Source organism: Bradyrhizobium roseum (assembly GCF_030413175.1).
Lineage (GTDB): Bacteria > Pseudomonadota > Alphaproteobacteria > Rhizobiales > Xanthobacteraceae > Bradyrhizobium > Bradyrhizobium roseum.
On record NZ_CP129212.1, the window covers coordinates 4,746,195 to 4,770,093 of the forward strand.

Consider the following 23,899-nt stretch of genomic DNA (forward strand, 5'->3'; position numbering starts at 1 on the left):
TTTCCGGCGCGACTTTCAACGCGCTAGGTTGACTCGGATACTCTCGAGTGAGTTTGGAGGCCTTCTGTCGGAATTCTCCAACAAACGTCAGTCGCCAGCCTCCATTGCGTTCATGGCTACTTTTTTCTCACTTCCGCGATTTCCAGTCGCACGCGTTCGGCAATGATGTCTATCGATGGAGATTGCATTATCGTCAGGTGGTCTCCCGGGACGTTTATGGTCTCGCATCCACCAAGTGCGTGTTCGTTCCAAAAAGCCAATCTGTGCTTTGCCATTTTTGGTGCCTTTGCAGCAATATCGTGAGGCTGGAACAGGATCACCTTCTTGTCGATCGTCGGTGCGTGATATTCGTGCAAGGCTCTGAGGTTGGATTGGAAAACGGTGATCATTCGACCAAAGTCCACCTCGTTCAGCCCGCGCGGAACGCAATTATTTGCTTTGGCAAAGTCAAGCACATGCCTGGCTTTTTGCTCTTCCGACAGCCTCCAAAACTTGTGACGTCTGGAGAGGAGACGCTGGTCGATTGGCATTTCCAGAATACTCATGAAGCCTATCCATTCACCTCGTTCGAGTTGAACATCTCGGCGCCACCTTCCATCTGGAAATGGAGGCGAAGTATCGATGAACGCGATCATCCCGATTTCGTGGCCAAGCAGTTTAAGCTGGTGCGCGACCTCAAAGGCTATAAGGCCGCCTGCTGACCAGCCGATGAGGAAGAACGGCCCCTCGTTCTGGATTTCAAGGAGGCGGCCCAAGTGGTGCTCTGCCATCTGCTTGATGGATGCGAGCGGCTCTTGCTCCCCGTGCAACCCGACCGCTTTGATTCCATATACCGAATGTTTCGAACCAAGCTGCTTTGCGAGTTCCCGGTAGCAAAGTATGCCTCCCCCGATCGGATGGAAACACAATAGGGGGTTTCGATCTTTCCCAACCTGGATCGGAATAACGCAGGAGAAATCGCTCGATTGTCCTTCAGACCGGGCGAGTGCCGGCATGGCTTCGTACCCATGGCTTGCAATCTTCGTGGCCTGAATATGGGCTGCCATCTGCCGGATGGTCGGCTTGTCCTCGAACAGGGTACGGAGCGGGAGGTCGATCCCGAATGCTTTACGAATACGCAGAATGAGTTGCATGGCCAGGACTGAGTGACCACCGAGTTCAAAGAAATCATCATCTCGGCCCACAGGGTCTTGATCGAGCACGTCGGACCAGATTGCGACGAGTATCTCTTCCATGGCAGATTGTGGCGCAACGTAATCATCCGTCCTCGTCCGTCCTTCCGGGACGGGCAGCGCCTTGCGATTGATCTTGCCGTTCACCGTCAGCGGCAGCGCGTCCAGCACCGCGAAGGCGGACGGCACCATGTAGCCGGGAAGCCGTTGCCTCAGTCCGGCGCGAAGCGCATCAATATCCGCCAACGCTTCCGCATTTCCGACCACATAGGCTACCAAACGCTTGTCGCCGGGCACGTCCTCCCGCGCCACCACAATGGCCTGGCCCACGTCTGGATGCGCGAGCAGCGCCGCCTCGATCTCGCCCAGCTCGATCCGATAGCCGCGGATCTTCACCTGGTGATCAAGCCGGCCGAGATACTCCAGATTGCCATCGGGCAGATAGCGTACCAGGTCCCCGGTCCGGTACAGCCGATCGCCGTCTGCGAACGGCGACGGCACGAACCGTTCCGCCGTCAGATCCGGTCGGCCCAAATAACCCCGCGCCAGTCCTGCGCCGCCGACGTAAAGCTCACCACTTACTCCAATCGATACAGGCTGAAGGGCGGCGTCCAGAATGTAGATCTGCATATCCGGGATGGCCCTGCCGATAACGCTGTCCGCTGCGAGTGACAGATCAGCTTTGGCAAGCGGCCGGTAAGTCACATGGACCGTCGTCTCCGTGATCCCGTACATGTTGATGAGGCGCGGACGTTCATCTCCGTAATGTTCAAGCCATCGCTCTAGACGACGCAACGAAAGCGCCTCACCTCCAAAAATAATTGCTCTCAAACTGCTCGATCTCTGGGCCTCGATGTTGACATGGCTGAAGCCATCAAACGCCGAAGGCGTCTGATTCAAAATGGTTACGCCTTCACGACAGAGCAGATCGTTGAACGCATCCGGCGCCCGGCTTGTCACGTACGAGACAACGACGGTGCGGCCGCCGTAAGCAAGAGCGCCCCAGATCTCCCAGACGGAGAAGTCGAAAGCGTAGGAATGAAAAAGGGTCCACACGTCTTTGGAGGAGAACTCAAACCAGGCCTCGGTCGCCTTAAGAAGACGAACGACCGATCCATGGGTTATCATCACGCCCTTTGGCCTACCGGTGGAGCCGGAGGTGTAGATGACATAGGCGAGGTTGGCCGGGCGGGTAGTGTTGACCGGCGCGGTGTCGGGATGGCGTTCGATCTGTTCCCGGTCCGCGTCGATCCGTACCACGTGGCCGTCGTGTGCAGGCAGGGACTCGACCAGATGCTGCTGCGTCACGATCACCGGCGCGCTGGCATCCGCCACCATGTAGGCCAGCCGCTCCGCCGGATAGGACGGGTCCAGCGGCAGATAGGCCCCGCCCGCCTTCAATATGCCGAGCAGACCCACCACCATCCCGACCGAGCGCTCCACGCACAGCCCGACGATCACCTCCGGCCCGACCCCCAGCCCGCGCAGGTGATGCGCCAGCCGGTTCGATCGACGATCCAGCTCGCCATAGCTCAGCCGCTCATCCTCATAGACCACCGCAACCGCATCCGGCGTCCGCGCCGCCTGCTCGCCGAACAGCTCGTGCAGGCACCTGTCCTGCGGATACGCACACGCCGTCGCGTTCCACTCCTCCACCAGCCGATGCCGCTCCGCCGCCGGCAGGATCTCCAGGGCCAGCACCGGCGTGGCCGGCGCATGCTCCAGCGCATCGACCAGATGCTCCAGCGCCGTATGCATCATGCTGCAGATCCGCTCCGGATCGTGCGGCGATTGCACCTGCACCGTCAGCGCAAACCCCTCGCCCAGATCGTCGACCGACAGCGTCAGCGGGTAGTTGGTGCGCTCGCCACCTCCCAGCGCCTCAATGCCCTGCCACTCCGCAACCGGCTCCGACACCGCCGCGCTATGACGGTAGTTGAGCAGCGCACTGAACAACGGCACCGAGGCCGGCAACGCGCTGCAGCGCTGCGCCAGGTTCAGCGGCGCATGCTCATGCCGCAGCAGTTCAGCCAGCGCCAGGTGCGTCTGCCGCACGCCGGCCTCCACCCCAGCCCCCGCCAGCCGGATCCGCAGCGGCAGCGTGTTGATGAACAGCCCCGGCACCCGGTCTGATCCAGAGACACCCTGCATCCGCCCGAACAGCACCGTCCCGAACACCACATCGCTGCGCCCCGAGACCCGGCCCACCACCTGCGCCCATGCCAGATGGCACAGGCTGCTGCTGCTGACCCGCAGCGCGCGCGAGCGCGCACGCAGCCGGCGCGCCAGCGCCGCATCAACCGTCAGCCGCCCTTCCACAATACGGCTGCCGTCGCCATGCACATCGACCAGCCCGAACGGCGTGGTCGCTTCATCGACATCCCCCAGCATCGCGCCGAAGAACGCTTCGTGCTCCTGCGCGCTGATTCCCAACCGCGCCTGCGCCACGAAGTTGCGGAACGGCAACGGCTGCGGCAGCCCCTCGCTCCGGCCCGACAGATACGCCGCCATCTCCTGCTGCACGATCTCCAGCGTGGCGTGGTCCATCGACAGATGATGGAACAGATGCTGCACCAGCCAGCGCCCGCTCGAGGGATCCTGCGCGATGAACAGATGCACCAGCGGCGCCTGACGCACGTCAAGCCGGTAACGCCGCGGCGCGAAGCGCTCGCGCAACTGCGTCGCCGCATCGCCCGCCGCCGCAGCGAGCACGACTTCCTCGACCACGACCGGCGCCCGACGCCACACCACCTGCACCGGCTCCGGCAGCCCTTCCCACACCACCGCCGTCCGCAAAATATCGTGCCGGTCGATCACCGCCTGCAACGCACCAAGATAGGCGTCCAGCCGCGCCCGGTCCGCAAACCCCACCAGCAGATCCAGCAGATAGGGATCGCCTTCGCCGGCCAGCAGATGGTGGAACAGAATGCCTTCCTGCAGCGGCGCCAGCGGATAGATGTCCTGGACATTCGCCGCCCCGCCCGGCACCGTGGCCACAATGCCGGCAATCTCTTCGGCCCTTAACCGTACCAGCGGCAACATCGCCGGCGTGATCTCTTCGCACCCTTCCGCAATCAGGTTCNCGCGACGATCCCGGCAATCTCTTCGGCCCTTAACCGTACCAGCGGCAACATCGCCGGCGTGATCTCTTCGCACCCTTCCGCAATCAGGTTCGCCGGCACATCAACCGTATCGTCCGCCCCGCCGGCAACCGCCGCCAGCTCCTTCAGCGTCGGATGGACAAACAGCGCCCGCACATCCGCATGCAGCCCCTCGCGCCGCATCTGCTCCAATACCCGCACCGCCAGCAGCGAGTGACCGCCCAGCTCGAAGAAGTTGTCATCAACCCCGACCCGATCGAGCCCGAGCACCTCGCTCCAGATCGACGCCAGCATCTCTTCTGCCGGTGTCCGCGGCGCCACATACGTGCCTCCAACCGCAGCCCCTTGCTCCGGCGCCGGCAGCGCCTTGCGGTCGAGCTTGCCGTTCGGGCTCAGCGGCAGCGCCTCCAGCACCACGAACGCAGACGGCACCATGTAGTCCGGCAGGCTCTGCTTCAGCTGCGCTCGCAGCGCGGCAACATCCGCCGCCGCTTCCGCCTTGCCGACCACATACGCCACCAGCCGCCTGTCGCCGGGCAGGTCCTCGCGCGCCACCACGACGGCCTGATCGACATCACAATGTTCAACCAGCGCCGCCTCGATCTCGCCGAGCTCGATCCGGTAACCGCGCAGCTTCACCTGATGGTCGAGCCGGCCCAAAAACTCCAGATTGCCGTCCGCCAGATACCGCACCAGGTCCCCGGTCCGGTACAGCCGCTCCCCATCCCCGAACGGCGACGGCACAAACCGCTCCGCCGTCAGCTCCGGTCGGCCAAAATACCCACGCGCCAGTCCCGCCCCGCCGATGTAGAGCTCGCCCGCGACACCGCTCGGTGCCACCTCGCCATAACCGTCCAGCACATACAGCTGCGTGTTCGAGATCGGTCGCCCGATCGGTAAGCGATTGATGCCCACCTCGTGCGCAGCAAAAGACGCCCAGACGGTCGTCTCCGTTGGCCCATACGCATTTATAAAACGACATCGTAGAGACCAGTAATCGGCAAACTCAAGCGCGCAGCTGTCGCCAGCGACAATCAGGGTTCGAAGCGTTGGAATCTCGCAGCCGGCTAATAGTGGCAATATTAAAGGAGGCAGCGTCGCTATGCTGACGCTTTCCTGAATAGCCACCCGAGCGAGCTCGGGTGACATCAGAGCCATCCTTGGGGGTATGAAAAGCTTTGCGCCTACGCGAAGTGCCATGGCAATTTCGAACGTCGCAGCATCAAAGCTCAACGATGAAAACTGAAGAACACAATCAGAGCAACTGGGGCTAAGCCCCACAATCTGTGCTTCGCTTAAGTTTCTGAGCCCTTGATGATGTAAAAGAACTCCCTTTGGCCTGCCGGTGGAGCCGGAGGTGTAGATGACGTAGGCGAGGTTGCCGGGCCGCGCGGTGTTGACCGGCGCGCTGGCTGGACAGCGCTCGATCTGCTCCCGGTCCGCATCGATCCACACCACGCAGCCGTCATGGGCCGGCAGACTGTTCGCCAGATGCTGCTGCGTCACGATCACCGGCGCGCGGGTATCCGCCACCATGTAGGCCAGCCGCTCCGCCGGATAGGACGGATCCAGCGGCAGATAGGCCCCGCCCGCCTTCAATATGCCGAGCAGACCCACCACCATCCCGACCGAGCGCTCCACGCACAGCCCGACGATCACCTCCGGCCCGACCCCCAGCCCGCGCAGGTGATGCGCCAGCCGGTTCGATCGACGATCCAGCTCGCCATAGCTCAGCCGCTCATCCTCATAGACCACCGCAACCGCATCCGGCGTCCGCGCCGCCTGCTCGCCGAACAGCTCGTGCAGGCACCGGTCCTGCGGATACGCGCACGCCGTCGCGTTCCACTCCTCCACCAGCCGACGACGCTCCGCCTCGCCCAGCAATGGAAGTTCGGACAGCCGGCGACCGGGATCCGCGACGATCCCCTCCAGCAGAACCTCGAAGTGACCGGCAAGCCGCTCTATCCGATCCTGGTCAAACAGATCCGTCGCATACTCGATCACGCCACGCAGCCCCGCTGCCGTCTCGTGCAGCGACAAGGTGAGATCGAAGTGCGAGGTCCGACGATCCACAGCCGCCGGACGCAGCGTCAGACCGGGCAGCTCGACCGCTTCCTGCGGCGTATTCTGCAGGACCAGACTGACCTGGAACACCGGCTGCCGGCTCAGGTCGCGGACCGGCTGCAGCTCTTCGACCAGTCTCTCGAACGGAAGGTCCTGGTGCGCATAGGCCCCCAGCGCAACTTCCCTCACCCGCCTGAGCAGCTCGCGGAACGGCGGGTCCCCCGACAGGTCCGTCCGCAGCGCCAGCGTGTTGACAAAGAAGCCGACCAATCCTTCCAGTTCGCGATGCGAGCGCCCCGCTACCGGCGAACCGACCACAATGTCGTCCTGTCCGCTGTAGCGCTTCAGCAGAAGCTGGTACGCCGCCAGCAGCACCATGAACAGCGTAACGCCTTCACGACGCCCGAGCTCGGCCAGCTTCGCCGACAGCTCTCCCGACAGCTTAAAATCCACCGCGCCGCCCGCAAAGCTCGCAACCGCCGGCCGCGCGCGGTCCGTCGGCAGATCGAGCGCCGCCGGCGCGCCCTTCAGATGCGCCTTCCAGTAGCCGAGCTGCTTCTCGAGCGTCTCCCCCTGCAGCCAGCCGCGCTGCCAGATCGCATAATCCGCATACTGCACCGCAAGCTCCGGCAGCGGCGACGGACGGCCGGCACTGAACGCCTCATACAGCGCCGCCACTTCCCGGATCAGAACCCCGAGCGACCAGCCGTCCGACACGATGTGATGCATCGTCACCAGCAACACGTGCTCGCGATCATCTGTTCGGATCAACTTCGCCCGGAACAGCGGACCTCGCGACAGATCAAACCGCTGTGACGCCTCCTCTTGCACCAGGCGGCGGATCCCCGCCTCGCTGACATCCCCCTCAAGACCGCTCAGATCAACCTGATCAAGCCGGAACTGACCCGCCTCATCGATCACCTGGATCCCACGCCCGCCCTCCGCCACAAAGCGCGTCCGTAGCGCTTCGTGCTGCTGCACCACCTCGCCAAGACTCTGCTCCAGCGCCCCTACATTCAAAACTCCGTCCAGGCGAACGGCCAACGGTATGTTGTAAGCCGTGCCAACAAGGCCCAGCTGATCCAAGAACCACAGCCGCTCCTGCGCATACGACAGCGGCAGACCCCCAGAGCGCGACTGCACGGCCAGCGGCGGCAGCACCACGCCATCGCCAGCCCGCTGCTCCGCCTCAACACGCTCCGCCAGTTCTCTGACCGTCGGCGCCTCGAACAGCGCCCGCAACGGAAATTCGATGTTGAAGGCGTCGCGGACCCGCGCCACCACCCGTACCGCCAGAAGTGAATGCCCACCCAATTCGAAGAAATTGTCATGAATACCGACTCGATCGAGTTTTAGCACCTCGCTCCAGATCGCGGTCAGCATCTCTTCCGCCGGTGTCCGCGCCGCCACATACGCGCCCCCAACCGCAGTCCCTTGCTCCGGCGCCGGCAGCGCCTTACGATCGAGCTTGCCATTGGGCGACAGCGGCAACGCATCCAGCACCACAAACGTCGATGGCACCATGTAGTCTGGCAGGCTCTGCTTCAGCTGCGCTCGCAGTGCCGCTGCATCCACAGCCTTGCCGACCACATACGCCACCAGCCGCTTGTCGCCAGGCACGTCCTCGCGCGCTACCACGACGGCCTGATCGACATCACAATGTTCAACCAGCGCTGCCTCGATCTCGCCGAGTTCGATCCGGTAACCGCGCAGCTTCACCTGATGGTCGAGCCGGCCCAAAAACTCCAGATTGCCGTCCGCCAGATACCGCACCAGGTCCCCGGTCCGGTACAGCCGCTCCCCATTCCCGAACGGCGACGGCACAAACCGCTCCGCCGTCAGCTCCGGTCGGCCAAAATACCCCCGCGCCAGTCCCGCCCCGCCAATGTAGAGCTCGCCCGCGACACCCGCCGGAACGGGGTGTCGATCATAGTCCAACACATAGAATTTACTGTTATCGATTTGCTTCCCGAGGGGCACGCCTCCTTGCGCACTCGGATCGTTCGCAACCGGATAGTAACTCGACGACATGGTGCATTCTGTCGGACCGTACTGGTTCACGATTTCAGTTTCTAAAAAGACCGCGCCAGTGGCCGAACACAGCGCGTAGTGCAGCGCTTCACCGCAAGTCGCTACTTGCTGCAAACTTTCGACTGCAAGGTGTCCATCACGACTGCTTTCAACGATCGCGCCGAGCATGCTCGGCGTAACACTCAAAATCGTGGTGACCTTGTGACTTTGAATCGCCTCAAGATATTTCCGAGGCGTGCGCTCATCGCGATGATGCAAAATGACCAGTCGCCCGCCAGACAACAATGGCCCAAGGATGTCTCGAATCGAAGGGTCGAAAGAGATCGATGATACATGAAGAATCGTTTTCGACGGACCGAGCCCATAGGTTCGGGTCAGGAAGCCGAAGTAATTAACAACTCCCGAATGTTGTATCATCACCCCCTTTGGCCTACCGGTTGAGCCGGAGGTGTAGATGACATAGGCGAGGTTGGCTGGACGGGCAGTGTTGACCAGCGCGGTGTCGGGATGGCGTTCGATCTGCTCCCAGTCCGCATCGATCCACACCACGCAGCCGTCATGGGCCGGCAGACTGTTCGCCAGATGCTGCTGCGTCACGATCACCGGCGCGCTGGCGTCCGCCACCATGTAGGCCAGACGCTCCGCCGGGTAGGACGGGTCCAGCGGCAGATAGGCTCCGCCCGCCTTCAATATGCCGAGCAGACCCACCACCATCCCGACCGAGCGCTCCACGCACAGCCCGACGATCACTTCGGGCCCGACCCCGAGCCCGCGCAGGTGATGCGCCAGCCAGTTCGATCGACGATCCAGCTCGCCATAGCTCAGCTGTTGGCCTTCGTAGACGATCGCAACCGCATCTGGCGTCTTCTCCGCCTGCTCGACAAACAGCTCATGCAGACATTTGTCCTGCCGGTAATCTACCGATGTCGCATTCCATTGCTCAACAACACGGTGATGCTCCGCCTTCCCAAGCAGCGGCAACTCCGACAGCCGACAACCGGGATTTGAGACGATCCCCTCCAGCAGGTTTTCATAGTGCTCTACAAGTCGATGCAGTGAGCTCTCAAAAAACAATTCAGAATTGTAGATCCACTTGCAATATATGACCTCCTCTTCCTTAAGGACGTAGAGGGTTAAATCGAATTTCGAGGTATCATCGTTTGGCGAAAGCAACTCCCAAGAAAGCTTTCCTATCTTGCGTTTCAGCCTCCCTATCTCCAATCCGTTGAACAAGACTTGGAAGACTGGAGACTGGCTCAGATCCCGGACCGGCTGCAGTTCCTCGACCAGTCTCTCGAACGGCAGGTCCTGGTGGGCATAGGCTCCCAGCGCCACTTCCTTCACCCGCCTGAGCAGCTCCCGGAACGGGGGATCACCGGACAGGTCCGTCCGCAACGCCACCGTGTTGACGAAGAAGCCAATCAGCCCCTCAAGCTCTGGGCGGGAGCGACCCACAACTGGCGAACCGACCACGATGTCGTCCTGCCCGCTGTAGCGCTGCAGCAACACCTGATATGCCGCCAGAAGCACCATATTTAATGTGACGCCCTCGCGGCGACTCAACTCCACCAGCTTCCCTGAGAGCTCGGCCGAAAGCGCGATCTCGACCGCCGCCCCCGCAAAGCTCTGAACGGCAGGACGGGCGCGATCCGTCGGCATATCAAGCGCCGCCGGCGCGCCCTTCAGATGCGCCTTCCAATAGCCGAGCTGCTTATCGAGCGTCTGCCCCTGCAGCCAGCTTCGCTGCCAGATCGCATAATCCGCATACTGTACCGCAAGCTCCGGCAACGGCGACGGGCGGCCTTGCACGTACGCCTCATACAACGCCGCAAGCTCGCGAAACAAAACGCCGAATGACCACCAGTCAGAGACGATGTGATGCATCGTCACTAGCACAACATGATCTTCTGCACCCAGCCGCACCAGCTTCGCCCGCAGCAGCGGCCCGCGCGCCAGATCAAATCGCCAGCCGCGCTCTTCCGCCGCGATCCTGCGCATCGTCGCTTCGCGCTCTCCTTGCGCGACAGCGCTTAGGTCAGCTTCATCAAGCCGGAACTGCCCCGCCTTCTGGATCACCTGAATGCCGCGTCCGTCTTCTATCTCAAACCGCGTTCGCAACGCTTCGTGCCGCCGAATTACCTCACCAAAGCTCTTCTCCAGCGCCGTCACATCAATGACGCCCGCGAGTCGCACGACCGCCGGAATGTTGTACGCCGCCCCGGCAAGTCCCAATTGATCCAAAAACCACAACCGTTCCTGCGTATACGACAACGGAAGATCTACAGAAGATGAACGCCGGCCAATCGAATTCGAGCTGGCCTTCGCCGCGCCTTTGATTCTTTCGTCCAACCGACGACGTTGCTCAGGCGACAAGCGCGCCTTACGCTCAACTAACCCGAGATCTGCCATCACATCTCTCCCGAGACGAACACATTCCAAAGCCGAACGGATTGATCAAATTCAATCTATGGTTGCTTTTTTGGAAGCACGATTACCGATCCGTGCCCGACTTCACGCCTTTTCCAGCTCCTCGACCTCTTCGATCAGCTTGGTTTCGATGACGCGCGCGACGCCAGCGACGGTCGCCCCCTCAAACAGTTCGCGCGGCACGAGCCCTATTTGAAATCGATCCTGAATTCGGGGAATCATCTGCAGCGCCAACAGAGAATCGCCTCCCAATTCAAAGAAGTCGTCATTAACGCCGACGGCCTCCACGTTGAGAGCAGCCCCCCAAAGGTCCGCGACGATACGCTCAATCTCCGTACCCGGCGCGACATACGCAGCCGTGACCTCCGGCCGCGGATAGCGGTTGGAGCTGCTCAGATCGCTTTCCGCGCGGTCCTGATTGTGAGCAACGGTTCCGGTCGTACTCGCCGAGACATTGCCCGAGACAAATCCGGGATATCGCTGGCTGATTTTCTTGGACACGAGAACTTGCCGAAGATTTGTGCGCAAAATCCCGAGGAATGCTTCGGTTCCCTCTCGTGTCAATAGTCCTTCCGTTATATTCGCCGACTTAAGCGTCTCCGAAACGCCGCGGGTCGCCATTCCGATTTCGCTCCAGATATCCCAACCGATGGCTATCGTTTTTTCTGCATAGCGCGAAGCGCCACTCAGGGTAAACGCATCGATGTAGGCGTTCGCACTGACGTAATCCATCACACCGACACCGCCGACAACTGCGCTTAGTGACGAGAAGAACACAAGAAAATCGAGCTTGTCGTCTTGGAGTACCCGGTCCAGCACCACCGTTCCGCTGATTTTGGGCGAAAACACCGGAAGGATCTTCGACGGATTTTGAGTGGCGATGATCTCGACGTTGACAACGCCGGCGGCATGGATAACTCCGTGCAGCCTGCCATGATCGCGACGCGCTTTCTCGACGATACCGCGCATCGCCTCGACGTCCGATACATCTGCGACTCCGATCGAGACGCTCGATCCTTTGGCTTCGATTTCCCTGATCCTTAGAACAATGTTTCTCAGCCGAATGTCACTTGCATCATCGGCTAAAAGCGAATCCCAGGACGCTCTGTCTGGAATGCTGGATCGGCCGCAAAGAACCAGATTAACCTTTGCGCAGTCGGCAAGCGCTTGCGCCACGGCCAGACTGATATCACCAAGACCGCCAGTAATCAGATACACGCCATTTTCGCGGATCGGAGATATTCCAGTATCGACGGCGCTAAGCTTGATGGGTTCGTTAGTGGCGATCCATAGACGGTTGGTCCTGTAAGCAAGCACCACGGAGCCAATGTTACTGGCAAGATCGTCTATCAATCGTTCGGAAATAAAGCCTGCGCGGCGCTCCATTTCACCGCGCGATATATCAATGTAATGGCACGAGATACTGGGGTACTCGCGTGGGATGACCAGGCAGGGACCTCGCGCGGTCGCAGCGATTGGAGCAATCGGCTCATCGCCAAGGACATCTTGTGTATCGGCGACAACAGCCGCCAATTTGATCGGAGCCCCCGCAAGCTCCTTACCCAACGCTTGTGCCAGATACATAAGCCCGTAGAACGTCCGATTTAGCGTCGTCTCGGATACGTCCATTGCCATCGCCGACGGCAGCAAGCTCCACAAATAGATTATTGTCGTTGGCACTTCCGACGCATTCTTCAAGTCCGACAACAGGAGTTCGAAATGCCGCGAGTTGCTCGGCTGGAGGAAGTACTGTCGATCATTAGCTTTCGCAAACTCGTCGGCCAGCTCAACCACGACGACGTTGGCGCCTCGCGCGCGCAAGCCTTCGATCAGTCGGCTGCTGAGTGCATCCGCCGCTGAAAACACCAGGTAATTCCTTCCGCTCACGTCCGCACCGAGAGCTTCGGCTGGCCGGTACGCAGAATACCGCCAGGACGGCACCAGGAAGGCGTCGTCGATAACCGAGAACAGCTCGTTCTTGTCTTGGGATCGCTCCGTTAGCGCACCTGCTTTGGCGCTTGTGTCGGGTGAGTCCAGCCAGTACCTCTGTCTTTCAAACGGATAAGCGGGGAGAGGCGCTTTGGCCCGCTGCTCGCCCTGATAGCACTTCTGCCAATCAATGGACGTGCCGCCCCCCCAGAGTTCCGCCAACGTCTCGTTCAAAGAACGAACTTCGCCATTTGTTCCGTCAGGGTTCGGTAACGACGCTACCAGTGTAACTCCGGAATTCACGGCCATGTTCTGGCGCGCAAGCGTCGTCAATGTACGGCCGGGCCCCACTTCCAGCAGACAACCAGGTCCCTTTTCGAGCAGCGTCTTGACACCTTCAGAGAACCTTACGGTTTGACGCAGGTGCCGCCCCCAATAATGAGGATCGGTCGCTTCTTCCGGCGTAATCCAGGTGCCCGTAACGTTTGACACGAACGGTACAGTCGGCGGTCTTAAGTCGACTTGTTTCATGGCCTCCACGAACGGCTCGACAGCTGCCGCCATCATTTCAGAGTGAAAGGCATGAGACGTGTGCAGCTCAGAGGGTGAGATCCCCTTTTCCCTGAGCGTGCGATTTAGCCGCGATATCGCTCCTTCCGGTCCCGACACGACGAAAGCAGACGGCCCGTTAAGGGCGGCAATCGAGACATCCTCCTCCAAGTACGCTTCGAAAGCGTCCGGAGCTGCAGGAATGAACAGCATATTCCCGCGAGGAAGCGCCTGCATCAGCTTGCCGCGCGTCGCGATGACTTCCAGGGCCTGCTCCAAGGTCATGACACCGGCCACGCACGCGGCAACAAATTCTCCCACGCTGTGCCCAAGCATTCCTTGCGGCCGCACGCCACGCGATATCCACAATTGCGCCAGGGCGTGAGAGACCGAAAAAATCGCCGGCTGCGCGAACTGCGTGGACGCCAAGCGCGATTCTGCGGACCCACGATCGGCGCCGACGAACATCAGGTCTCGCAGGTCCAGATCGAGAACCCGCCTCAGAATGTCGGCACATCGATCAATCTCAGCGCGATAAACTGGTTCTTCGGCATATAGGCCTCGCCCCATATTCAGGCGCTGCGTACCCTGCCCCGGAAACATGAAACAGAGGCTGCCATTGCCCACATCCTGCGGGCGACCACGATCTGCGCGAAGGCCCTTGATGGCGCCTGCCCGATCCTGGCATACAACTGCTCTTCGATGTTTGTGGGCTACGCGTCCTACGCCCAACGTATATGCAACGTCGTCGACTTCAATGCCGTCACCTTTCTCAAGGCACTCCGCGAGATTTTCCGACAGCGCGCGCAGTGCGCTCGGGCTTCGTGCCGACAATGGGATTGTATGCCAGGTCTTGTGAGACGGGCGCCTATGCATCAACGGCGCTTCTTCGACGATGAGGTGCACATTCGTGCCACCGATCCCGAAAGAGTTGACGCCTGCTCGGCGCGGCCTGTTGCCGCGTGCCCATTCCGTAGGCCTTGAAACGACATAAAACGGAGTTTCAGGAAAATTGATGTGTTCATTGGGCGTCGTAAAATTGATGCTCGGTGGTACACATTCGTTCTCGAGCGACAGCACCGTCTTTATCAATCCGGCCACCCCTGCGGCCGTGTTGAGGTGGCCAATGTTGGATTTCAAAGAGCCGATCCCGCAAAACGCCTTCTTTGCAGTCGCACCACGAAACGCTTTGGTCAGTGAAGCTATTTCGATCGGGTCACCGATCAACGTGCCGGTGCCATGTGCCTCGACATAGCTGATCGTCTCCGGCGAAACTCCTGCCATGGCCATGGATTCGGCAATTACCGCGGCTTGTCCATCTATGCTTGGCGCCGTATAGCCTACCTTGACCGAGCCATCATTGTTGACGGCGGATCCTCTGATAACGGCCCTGATCGCGTCCCCATCCGAGATCGCGCGGTCCAGGCGCTTTAGCGCCACCATGCAAACGCCATCGCCGAATACCGTGCCGTTAGCATTTGCATCGAACGGACGACAGTGACCATCGGGCGACGTCATGCCTGCGTAGCCGCCATATCCGACCCTGCGATAGCTGCTGGGGGTAATAGAAACACCGCCCGCCAGCGCCACATCGCACTCTCCTGAATGCAAACTTTGACACGCCAGATGAACGGCGACCAGCGAGGTAGAGCAAGCAGTTTGAACGGTGAAACTTGGTCCGCGAAGATTTAGTTTGTAGGAAACCCGCGTTGCCAGATAATCTTTGTCGCCGCCAAGAACGAACAACAGGTCCGATTCGAGGCGCTCCAGCATCCTCAGAGCCTTCACGGCGCCGCTGGCCTTCAGTCGCTCGCGTAGCGTCAGGAGCTGGTACGAGTTTGGCCCGGCTCCTCCGAACACGCCGATATTGCCACCGAATGTTTGCGGGTTGCAGCCAGCATTTTCGAGCACCTCGACCGCGCACTCCAGGAACAAGCGGTGCTGCGGATCGATGTACTCGACCTCCTTCGGGCTGAGATTGAAGTAGTCCGCGTCAAACAAGGCGACGCCGTCCAGAACGGGAGATGCCTTGACATAGCCGGGATCGGCGATGATGTCATCGCTCAAACCATTTGCCTTGAGCTCCTCATCGGAAAACACCTGAATCGATTCGATGCCCCCCAACAGATTTTTCCACAAAACGTCGATGTTCGGTGCTCCGGGGAAGCGACCCGCCATGCCGATGATTGCAATGCCGGTTTCGTCAGTGGTTTCAGCCAAACGACCATCGTCCATCGCTTCCTCCCCGAAATTTCTAGCACCAGTCTTTCGCGTTACGCTTCTTCCAAGCTACTGAGACTCTGCCTTGTGCGCCCCACCGAGATAGGCGTGAAGCAGAACGTGCTGCGGCCCAAGCTGGAACTGCTGCCGGTAAGGTTCGAAATCGACCCCGCCCACATGACATAAACCAATGCCGCAACTGCCCGCCGCGTCGTCGAGCAACTGGCAGATCATGCCAGCTTCGATCAATGCAAACCGCAAACCCTCTCCACCATAGACCGGAGCGATCGCCCCTTGATCGCCGATAAGGAAAAGAGAGAACGACGCCTTGTTGAAAACGGGTCGATTAATCGGCAAGTGCATCAATGACGTGGAAGGCTCCAACTCGCTGATCAATTGCAATGCGTGCCGATCCGGATTGTAGTAGTAGCTGCCACTGCCAAGCCGCACACGTCCTCTTTGCTCGCCAGCTTTGTGAATTCCCAGATACAGCTGCACAGGATAGAGCCCGCCAGCCGACGCATAGCGGTACTTCACCGTACCGTTCGTGCCCACACTACGCAAATTACCCAGTAATTGCGCTAGCTCGGCGACTTCAATCGTCGATTCCCGAAAATCTCGCGCACTGCGTCTTCGACCCAACGTCACCGCGTCAGGACCAATAATATCCGGCAGATCTATCGTGGATTCTGAAATTCCTGTCCGAATACCTGCTCGCCTGCTCTTGAACTCTTCACGTGCGAGGTCGTCACTCAGCGACGGCAGGATGGCATCGCGCTGGACATGGGCCCGCCAGGAATTCGGCGATTGATAGACTCTTGCCAGAAGATCAGCGTACTCCTCGCTTGCGGGGCTCACCTTAGCTACAACAGAAGCTTCGATCTGGCCTTTTCGAAGAATCCGCTTGCGTCGAATTTCACCACGCGACTGGCTCTGACGAAGGTCGCCTCCGCCGTTGCCCCCCCGGAAGAATTCAGCCAGCGCCGATATCGTTGGACGTTCGAAGAAAACAGCAGCAGGGATCTCGCGGTTGAACTTCGATTGCAGGATCCGGCGGATGTGCATCAGCGAGATAGATTGCCCGCCTAGCTCGAAGAAATTGCTGTGAATGCTCGGCGCTTCAATTTCGAGTACTTCACCCCACACCGCCGAGATGAACCGCTCGATCTCATCGCGAGGCGCGGATGCCTGATCATCGCTAAGCGAAGCTGGGAGGATTTCCGGAAGTGCCATGCGGTCGACCTTTCCATTCGGCGATAGCGGAAGGTGGTCCAGGCGGATGAACACGGCTGGAACCATGTAGTCAGGAAGTTTCCCGGAAACAAACGCTCGAAGCGTATCCACCTCGAACTCGCGGGGTGCAACGACATAGGCGAGCAGCCGCTTTGTGCCGAACCTTTCGCCTTGCATCTGCACAACAGCAGCCCGTACTTCAGGATGGCGCAACATTGCCTGCTCGACTTCGGACAGTTCTATGCGATGTCCTTGGACTTTGACCTGCAAATCTCGACGGCCAAGAAATTCGATCTCGCCATTCGGAAGATATCTCCCGCGATCTCCAGTCCGGTAGAGCCGATTCCCCGTTCGAGGATGCACGATGAAGCTCTGGGCGGTTCGCTCGACGTCGCTCCAATAGCCTCTCGCAAGACCGCGCCCGCCGATATAGAGATCTCCTTCCACCCAATTCGGACACGGCTCAAAAGCCTCATTAAGAACCTCATAGAACTGATTGGCGAGAGGGTAGCCGTAGGGGATGCTGGACCAGCCTGGATCAATCTCGTCAACCCATCTGTAGTTCGACCAGATCGCGGCTTCAGTCGCGCCGCCCATAGCAAACACGGCCAGGGTTGGCGCAACGCGTCTGGCTTTCGCCGGCAACTCAAGCGATATCCAGTCTCCGCTCAGCATCGCCAAGCGCAGGTTCGGCAGCCGAACCTTCCGGTCAATCGCCTCTTCCACAAGCAGATCGAGCAGCGCTGGTACCGAATTCCAAACCGTTACTTCCGATAATGCTACAGTGTCTAGCCAAAGACCGGAATCCATCGTCGCCAACCTGCCCGGCAGGACCACCACAGCACCCGCGGAAAGCGGACCAAAGATATCGTAGACGGAAAGATCAAAGCTCAACGAGGAGAGCGCAAATACCTTGTCGTCTGCATTTATGCCGCAGCGCTGATTGACATCGAGAACCGTGTTGAGCGCGGCCTGATGTTCGATAACGACGCCCTTCGGATTCCCCGTCGAGCCAGAAGTGTAGATCACATAGGCGACGTCCGACGGGCCTACCTCTGGAAGACGACATTCAATTTCGCTGCCGTCAGTTTCCGTAACGACAAACAGTGTCACATCGTCTGGCCAACGGATCCGATCTGCAATCCACGATTGGGTAAGAACCGTCCTGACCTCGCCATTGGCGAGCAGAAATCCGATTCGTGTCTCCGGCAGATGAGGATCGACGGGAAGGTAGGCGGCTCCTGCACGTAGTATCGCAAGGACTGCAACGAGTTGCTCCCATCCCTTTTCCATTGCGATTGCGACAAGAGTATTGGACCGAGTTCCCTTTTTAACCAGACGGGCCGCCAAGGAGCGCGACTCACGTTCCAGCTCGGCATAGGTCATCTGTCGCTCTTCGGCTTGAAGGGCAATGGCCTGCGGCTGCAACCTGACGTGCTCAAGGAATTTATCGTGCAAGACCAACCGTGGGATCGGCTTTTCCGTTGCATTGACCGCCGCCCGCCTCGTGATCTGCTCCTCTGGCAGCCTCAAGGGATCGGCTTGTTGCCATTGATCCGCGCTCGACGCGAGGCCCGTCAAGGATCTCCAGTAGACATCCAGCATCGCTTCAATCATGCCCGTCGGAAACAGTGACGTCACGAAGTCCCAAGCAATAATAAGCTCGCCGTTGTGCTCCGATACCTGGCAATCCAGCATCACCTGCGGTGTCTGCGTCAGGTTGAACGTCTGTTCGGAAGAAGCCAGAAGCTCTTCGGCGCGGTTCCCGTCGGCACCGAGCAGGCTAGTGAATACAACCGGCATCAGGACCGGTTTACCCATCCGTTGGGCAAGCATGCGAAGGACCTGCACACCGCTGACCGCGCTGTGGTCCAGGTCCCTCCACAACTGCTCCTGCAATGCGCGGGCTCGCGATGCAAATATCATCGAGTCTGAATGCCTCACTTCCAGCAGGTTCATGGATGTGAAATCGCCGATGATTTCGGCGACGGCAGAATGAAGCGGCTTGCGATCGAACAGGATCATGTTGATGGCAAAATGAGACTGCCCGCTGAATAGTGCCAGGACATCGGAAAACCTCGTAAGCAATACAGTCGCCGGGGTGACCGATGCGGCCTTGGCGTGCATCTGCAGCGCTTGCCAGTCCTTCGCGGCGAACGTTCTTGAAAGCCGCACGAATTCAGGTCTGCCGACGCGCCGGACATCCTGGGTCAGCGGCAGGTTCGGGGCCGGTGGAAAATTGTCTAGCCGTTCATCCCAGTATCGACGCGCCCGAGCGGTTGCGTCAGAGATTTCGAGCCTGCGTTTTGCCAGGACATAATCCCGAAATCCGCAAGCCGGGCGACTAATCTCCTTGTCCGAATCACCATAGAATTCCTTGAGATCGCGATTGAAGATGGCGAAGCTCCAGGCATCGCCTATGAGAATGTCAAAGCTCACGAATACCCGGACCACGCCGCCCGGCAAATGCGCCGCCCGGATTTCAAATAGCGGCCATCGAGAAGCGTCGAACAGCTGATGGGACATCTGCGCTCGCAAGGACTCCAGTCGTCCGCCGCGCTCTTGTTCGGTCAGCCACCTGAAATCATCGATCTCGACTTTGTATGGCGGAACTTGCCGCAGAACCTGTTGTTCACCTGACGGGAGAATTACGGCGCGCAGCATGTCGTGCCGATCGATGACACGGATCAGAGCGCTGCGGAATCGATCAACATCGAGACCGCGCGCATCGAACTCGAAATAGCTATGGGCGCCGATATTTCCGAGCGGAAAGGCACCACCGCGACCGATCCAGTAGGCCTGTTGGATATCGGTCAACGGAAACGGCAGGAAGCGGCCGGTCTCGTCAGGAATTATCTGCGACGCGTCCGGAACCGTGGCGCTTGCGGGCGACTCGTCGATGCGATGCGCAAGTGACTGGATCGTCGGCGCCTCGAACAATTGCCGTAGCGAGAGGTCCACGCCCATTTTCTTTCGAATGTGGTCGACGAGCCGGATCGCTTGCAGTGAATGACCGCCAAGTTCGAAGAAGTTCTCCAGTATGCCGGGCGTCGGCTGATTCAGGACGTCTGCCCAAATCTCACCGAGCTTCTGCTCTGTGATCGTCCTAGGAGCGACATAAGCGGTACGATCCTTCTGCGGGGCAAACTGCGCTGACAGTTCTCGCCGGTCAATCTTCCCGTTTGCCGTAAGCGGCAGCCGATCCAGCACGACAATGTCATTGGGCACCATATAGGCGGGCAGCACCCGGCCGAGCCCTTCCTGCAATTCGGCCCGTCGCAAGCGCAGATCGCTTACATCCTGCAGCCGCTTGATGTTGGCCAGATTGTCGAGGACTTCGTCGTCGGATATGCCAAAATCGATAAGACAGGCTATTTCATTGACGCCGATCGAGTGGAGGCGCTCGACGAGCCCGACGCAGCTCGACGGCGATCCGAGAAGGGAAATATGCCCAACGTAGCGCTTCAGCAGTTCGTCCAGCATGAGATTGTTGTCGAGCTCGCCAACGTCCGCGCCCAGACCACCCTCGCCAAGGAGCCGTTCTCTCAGTTGGGCGTGCGAGGCCAGATATTTGCGCAGAGGTTCACGAGAGAGAGACAAGGCAATCTGCTCGTCCTGCGTGACGAAAGTATGCAGCATCACCGTCACGGTAGATTTGGAAGAATCAAACCCTTCGGATGCGAGCTTCTGTCGATACTTTGTAATGTTCTCCGCAAGCTCCTCGATCGACTGATTCAGGAGGCCTGTGAGCACATTGACACCCAAAGCGCCGGCCGCCTCAAAGCTCCGGCTCGATCCGGAGGTCGTCAGCCAGGTGGGCAGATGGTTCTGGACGGGACGAGGCCGCGTCCGAATGTTGATCGACTTTCCGGCGCCGTTGCGCCGGGTGATCGATTCGCCGCGCCAGAGCTGTTGCACTTCGGCAATCATGGCGGCGGTGATCCGAGTCCGATCGTCGTATCGTTCCGGCGCAAAGACGAAATCATCAGCCAGCCAGCCCGATGCAAAAGCAATTCCAACCCGGCCGCCGGAGAGGTTGTCGACCACCGCCCATTCCTCTGCCACACGCAGGGGGTCGTGCAGCGGCAGAACGACGCTCCCTGCCCTCAACTGCACACGGCTGGTCGACGCAGCGATCGCAGCGGCAAGAATAGAAGGGTTCGGGTAGGACGCCGCAACCGTGGTGAAATGCCGTTCAGGCGTCCACACCGCAGCAAGGCCTAGTTCGTCGGCGCGCCTGGCGCTTTCAAGATACAAGCGATAGATATTCGATCCCTGATCGCCGCTGCCACCTTCGGCGAAATAAAATACGCCGAAGGGCATTGCGGGCTTCACTGACGGTGGCATCTGCTGCGGCACCACATGAGCGACGAGACGCGTGTTACCTGAGCTGTCCTCATGCGCAACGACGACCGCCTGCGCCACAGCTTCATGCGCGAGAAGCGCGGCCTCGATCTCGCCGAGCTCGATCCTGTAGCCGCGCAATTTCACCTGATGATCGAGCCGACCAAGATATTCGAGATCGCCATCGGCCAGATAGCGGACGAGATCTCCGGTACGATAGAGCCGCTCGCCTGCTCCGAACGGGCTCGGCACAAACCGCTCCGCCGTCAGATCCGGGCGGCCAAAATAGCCTCGCGCGAGTCCTGCTCCGCCGATATAAAGCTCGCCAGGAACGCCGGTGGGAACAACATGACCGCGCTGGTCGAGTATATAGAGCTGCGTGTTTGATATCGGACGGCCGATCCTGACGCCGTTTTTCACACCGACGCGGCTTACTGTCGACCAGATTGTCGTCTCGGTGGGACCGTAAAGATTCCAGATCGAAGTGGAGCGTTCGATCAGACACCCGGCCAGGTCGGTCGGCAGCGCCTCGCCGCCGCACAAGACCTTGAGCGGCTGTGCAGCGGCCCAACCAGCTTCGATCAACAAGCGCCAAGTCGATGGGGTTGCCTGCAAGATCGTGGCACCAGAGGCACCAAGCGCCTCCTTCAGCAGCGCCCCGTCGGTGCTGACCCGACGCGAAATAATGACGACGCGAGCCCCCACCACAAGCGGAAGGTAGACTTCAAGCCCCGCGATATCGAAAGAGATCGGCGTGACCGCCGCCAGCACGTCGGACGCATCAATGCCGGGCGTTGCTGCCATGTGGTTCAGGAAATTGCCAACGGCGTCATGTGTCACCACAACGCCTTTGGGCTTCCCCGTTGAACCCGAGGTGTAGATGACGTAGGCAGCATTACCCGGAACTGCGGTGTTCGGGGGCGCGGAGTTGGGATACTGCGCGATTGTTTCCCACTCGACGTCGATCTGCACCGTCCGACCATCGTGATCCGGCAACCGCCCGGCCAGATGCCGCTGGGTCACGACAACCGGCGTCTTTGCATCTGACATCATGTAGGCTAGGCGATCCACCGGGTAGCTTGGATCCAGAGGCAGATACGCCCCCCCTGCTTTCAGGATTCCGAACAGAGCAACCACCATCTCCAGCGAACGTTCAACACAGAGCCCGACAACCACTTCCGGCCCCACACCGAGCTCGCGCAAATGATGCGCCAGCTGGTTCGAACGCCGGTCAAGCTCGCGGTAGGTCAGACGATCATTTTCATAAACAACCGCCACCGCCTCTGGCGTCCGCGCAACCTGCCCGGCAAACCGTTCAGGCAGGGTTTCCCCACACGAAAGCGCGGCCTGCGTTGCGTTCCAGTCCTGGATTAGCTGTCGTCGCTCCGCGGCACCCAGCAGTGGAAGCTCGGATAACCGCGCCTCGGGCTGGGCAACGATGCCCTCAAGCAGAACCCCGAAATGGCCTGCCATCCGCTCGATCGTGCTGCGGTCGAATAGGTCCTTCGAATATTCGAAGTGTCCTTCAATGACCCCGTCATTTGCCGTCAGATATAGCGATAGGTCATACTTTGACGACGCCTTTATCTCTTCGTAGCGCGTGAGCTGAAGTCCGGCAAAGGCATTGACCGGCACCATACCGGGCTGAAGCGCGAACAACACCTGAAAAACCGGCTGGCGACTCAGATCACGAACCGGGTGCAGTTCTTCGACAAGCTTCTCAAAGGGAAGATCCTGATGTGAGTAGGCACCAAGCGCGACGTCCTTCACCCGTTTAAGAAGTTCGCTGAACGGAGGATCCCCAGCCAGATCCGTCCGCATCGCCAGCATGTTGACGAAGTAGCCTATCAGTTGCTGGAGTTCCGGGCGCGACCGCCCCGCAATCGGAGACCCCACAACTATATCGTCCTGTCCGCTGTAACGCTTCAGCAACAGCTGATACGCCGCCAGAAGCACCATGTACAACGTGACCTCTTCACGACGGGCCAGCTCGACCAGTTCCGTCGATAGCTTCCGCGGCAGCGCAAAGTTGGCCGTATCTCCGGCAAAACTTGCAACCGCCGGCCTTACACGATCTGTCGGCAAATCAAGCGCAACCGGCGCACCCTGCAGTCGCGTTTTCCAATAACCAATTTGCTTCTCAAACGAACCGTGCTTCAGCCAGCCTTGCTGCCAGACTGCATAGTCCGCATACTGGATCGTAAGCTCCGTTAGTGGCGACAGTTGACCTTGGCTATATGCCTCGTAAAGCGTTGCGACCTCCTGGACTAACAGCCCAATCGACCAGCCATCCGAGACGATGTGATGCATTGTCACCAACAACGCGTGATCTTTACGACTGAGCTGGATCAGCGTTGCCCGAAACAACGGACCCCGTGACAGGTCGAAAGCACGCGAAACATCCTCTCGCGCCAGGCGGCGAACTTCGTCGTCCCACCTGCGCTCATCGACCCCAGACAGGTCCAACCGCTTAAGCTGAAACGCATCGAGGGCATCGATCACCTGAATGCCTTGCCCACTTATTATCTCGAAATGCGTCCGCAGCGCCTCGTGCCGACGTACAACCTCCTGAAGGCTTCTCTGCAGATCGGTCGGATTCAGCGATCCACTAAGCCGGGCAAGGGCACCGATATTGTAGGCCGGGTTACCGTCGACCAGTTCTGCCGTAAACAGGAGCCCCTGCTGTGCACATGCCGCGGGGACGCTCTGGCCTCTCTGTTGCCGCATGATCGGCAGCGAGACCGGATCTATGCCCTGCTTTCTCAGTAGGCTTTCGAGAAGCCTCCTCCTCTCGTCCGAGAGGATGCCGAAATCCTGTCGCTTGTTCAC

General features: G+C 59.7%; 4 protein-coding genes. All 4 read right to left on the bottom strand.

The window, feature by feature from the left end; translation table 11 throughout:
* Positions 1–116 precede the first annotated feature (116 nt).
* The 4 genes from QUH67_RS22695 to QUH67_RS22710 all read right to left on the bottom strand — a co-directional run bounded on the left by QUH67_RS22695 (position 117) and on the right by QUH67_RS22710 (position 23,899).
* Positions 117–4,214 carry a non-ribosomal peptide synthetase gene (locus tag QUH67_RS22695; RefSeq protein ID WP_300941392.1) on the bottom strand — a complete coding sequence of 1,366 codons (4,098 nt, stop codon included), beginning with the start codon at positions 4,212–4,214 and terminating at the stop codon, positions 117–119.
* Positions 4,215–4,246: 32 nt separating this feature from the next.
* Complete coding sequence (locus tag QUH67_RS22700) at positions 4,247–10,777, bottom strand: non-ribosomal peptide synthetase (protein WP_300941394.1); 6,531 nt, start codon at positions 10,775–10,777, stop codon at positions 4,247–4,249.
* A 102-nt stretch (positions 10,778–10,879) separates the two neighbouring features.
* On the bottom strand, positions 10,880–15,508 hold the full coding sequence (locus QUH67_RS22705; protein ID WP_300941395.1) for a type I polyketide synthase: 4,629 nt from the start codon (positions 15,506–15,508) through the stop codon (positions 10,880–10,882).
* Between the two features lie 54 nt (positions 15,509–15,562).
* Positions 15,563–23,899 (bottom strand): non-ribosomal peptide synthetase, encoded by an 8,337-nt coding sequence (locus tag QUH67_RS22710; RefSeq protein WP_300941397.1) that lies wholly within the window; start codon positions 23,897–23,899, stop codon positions 15,563–15,565.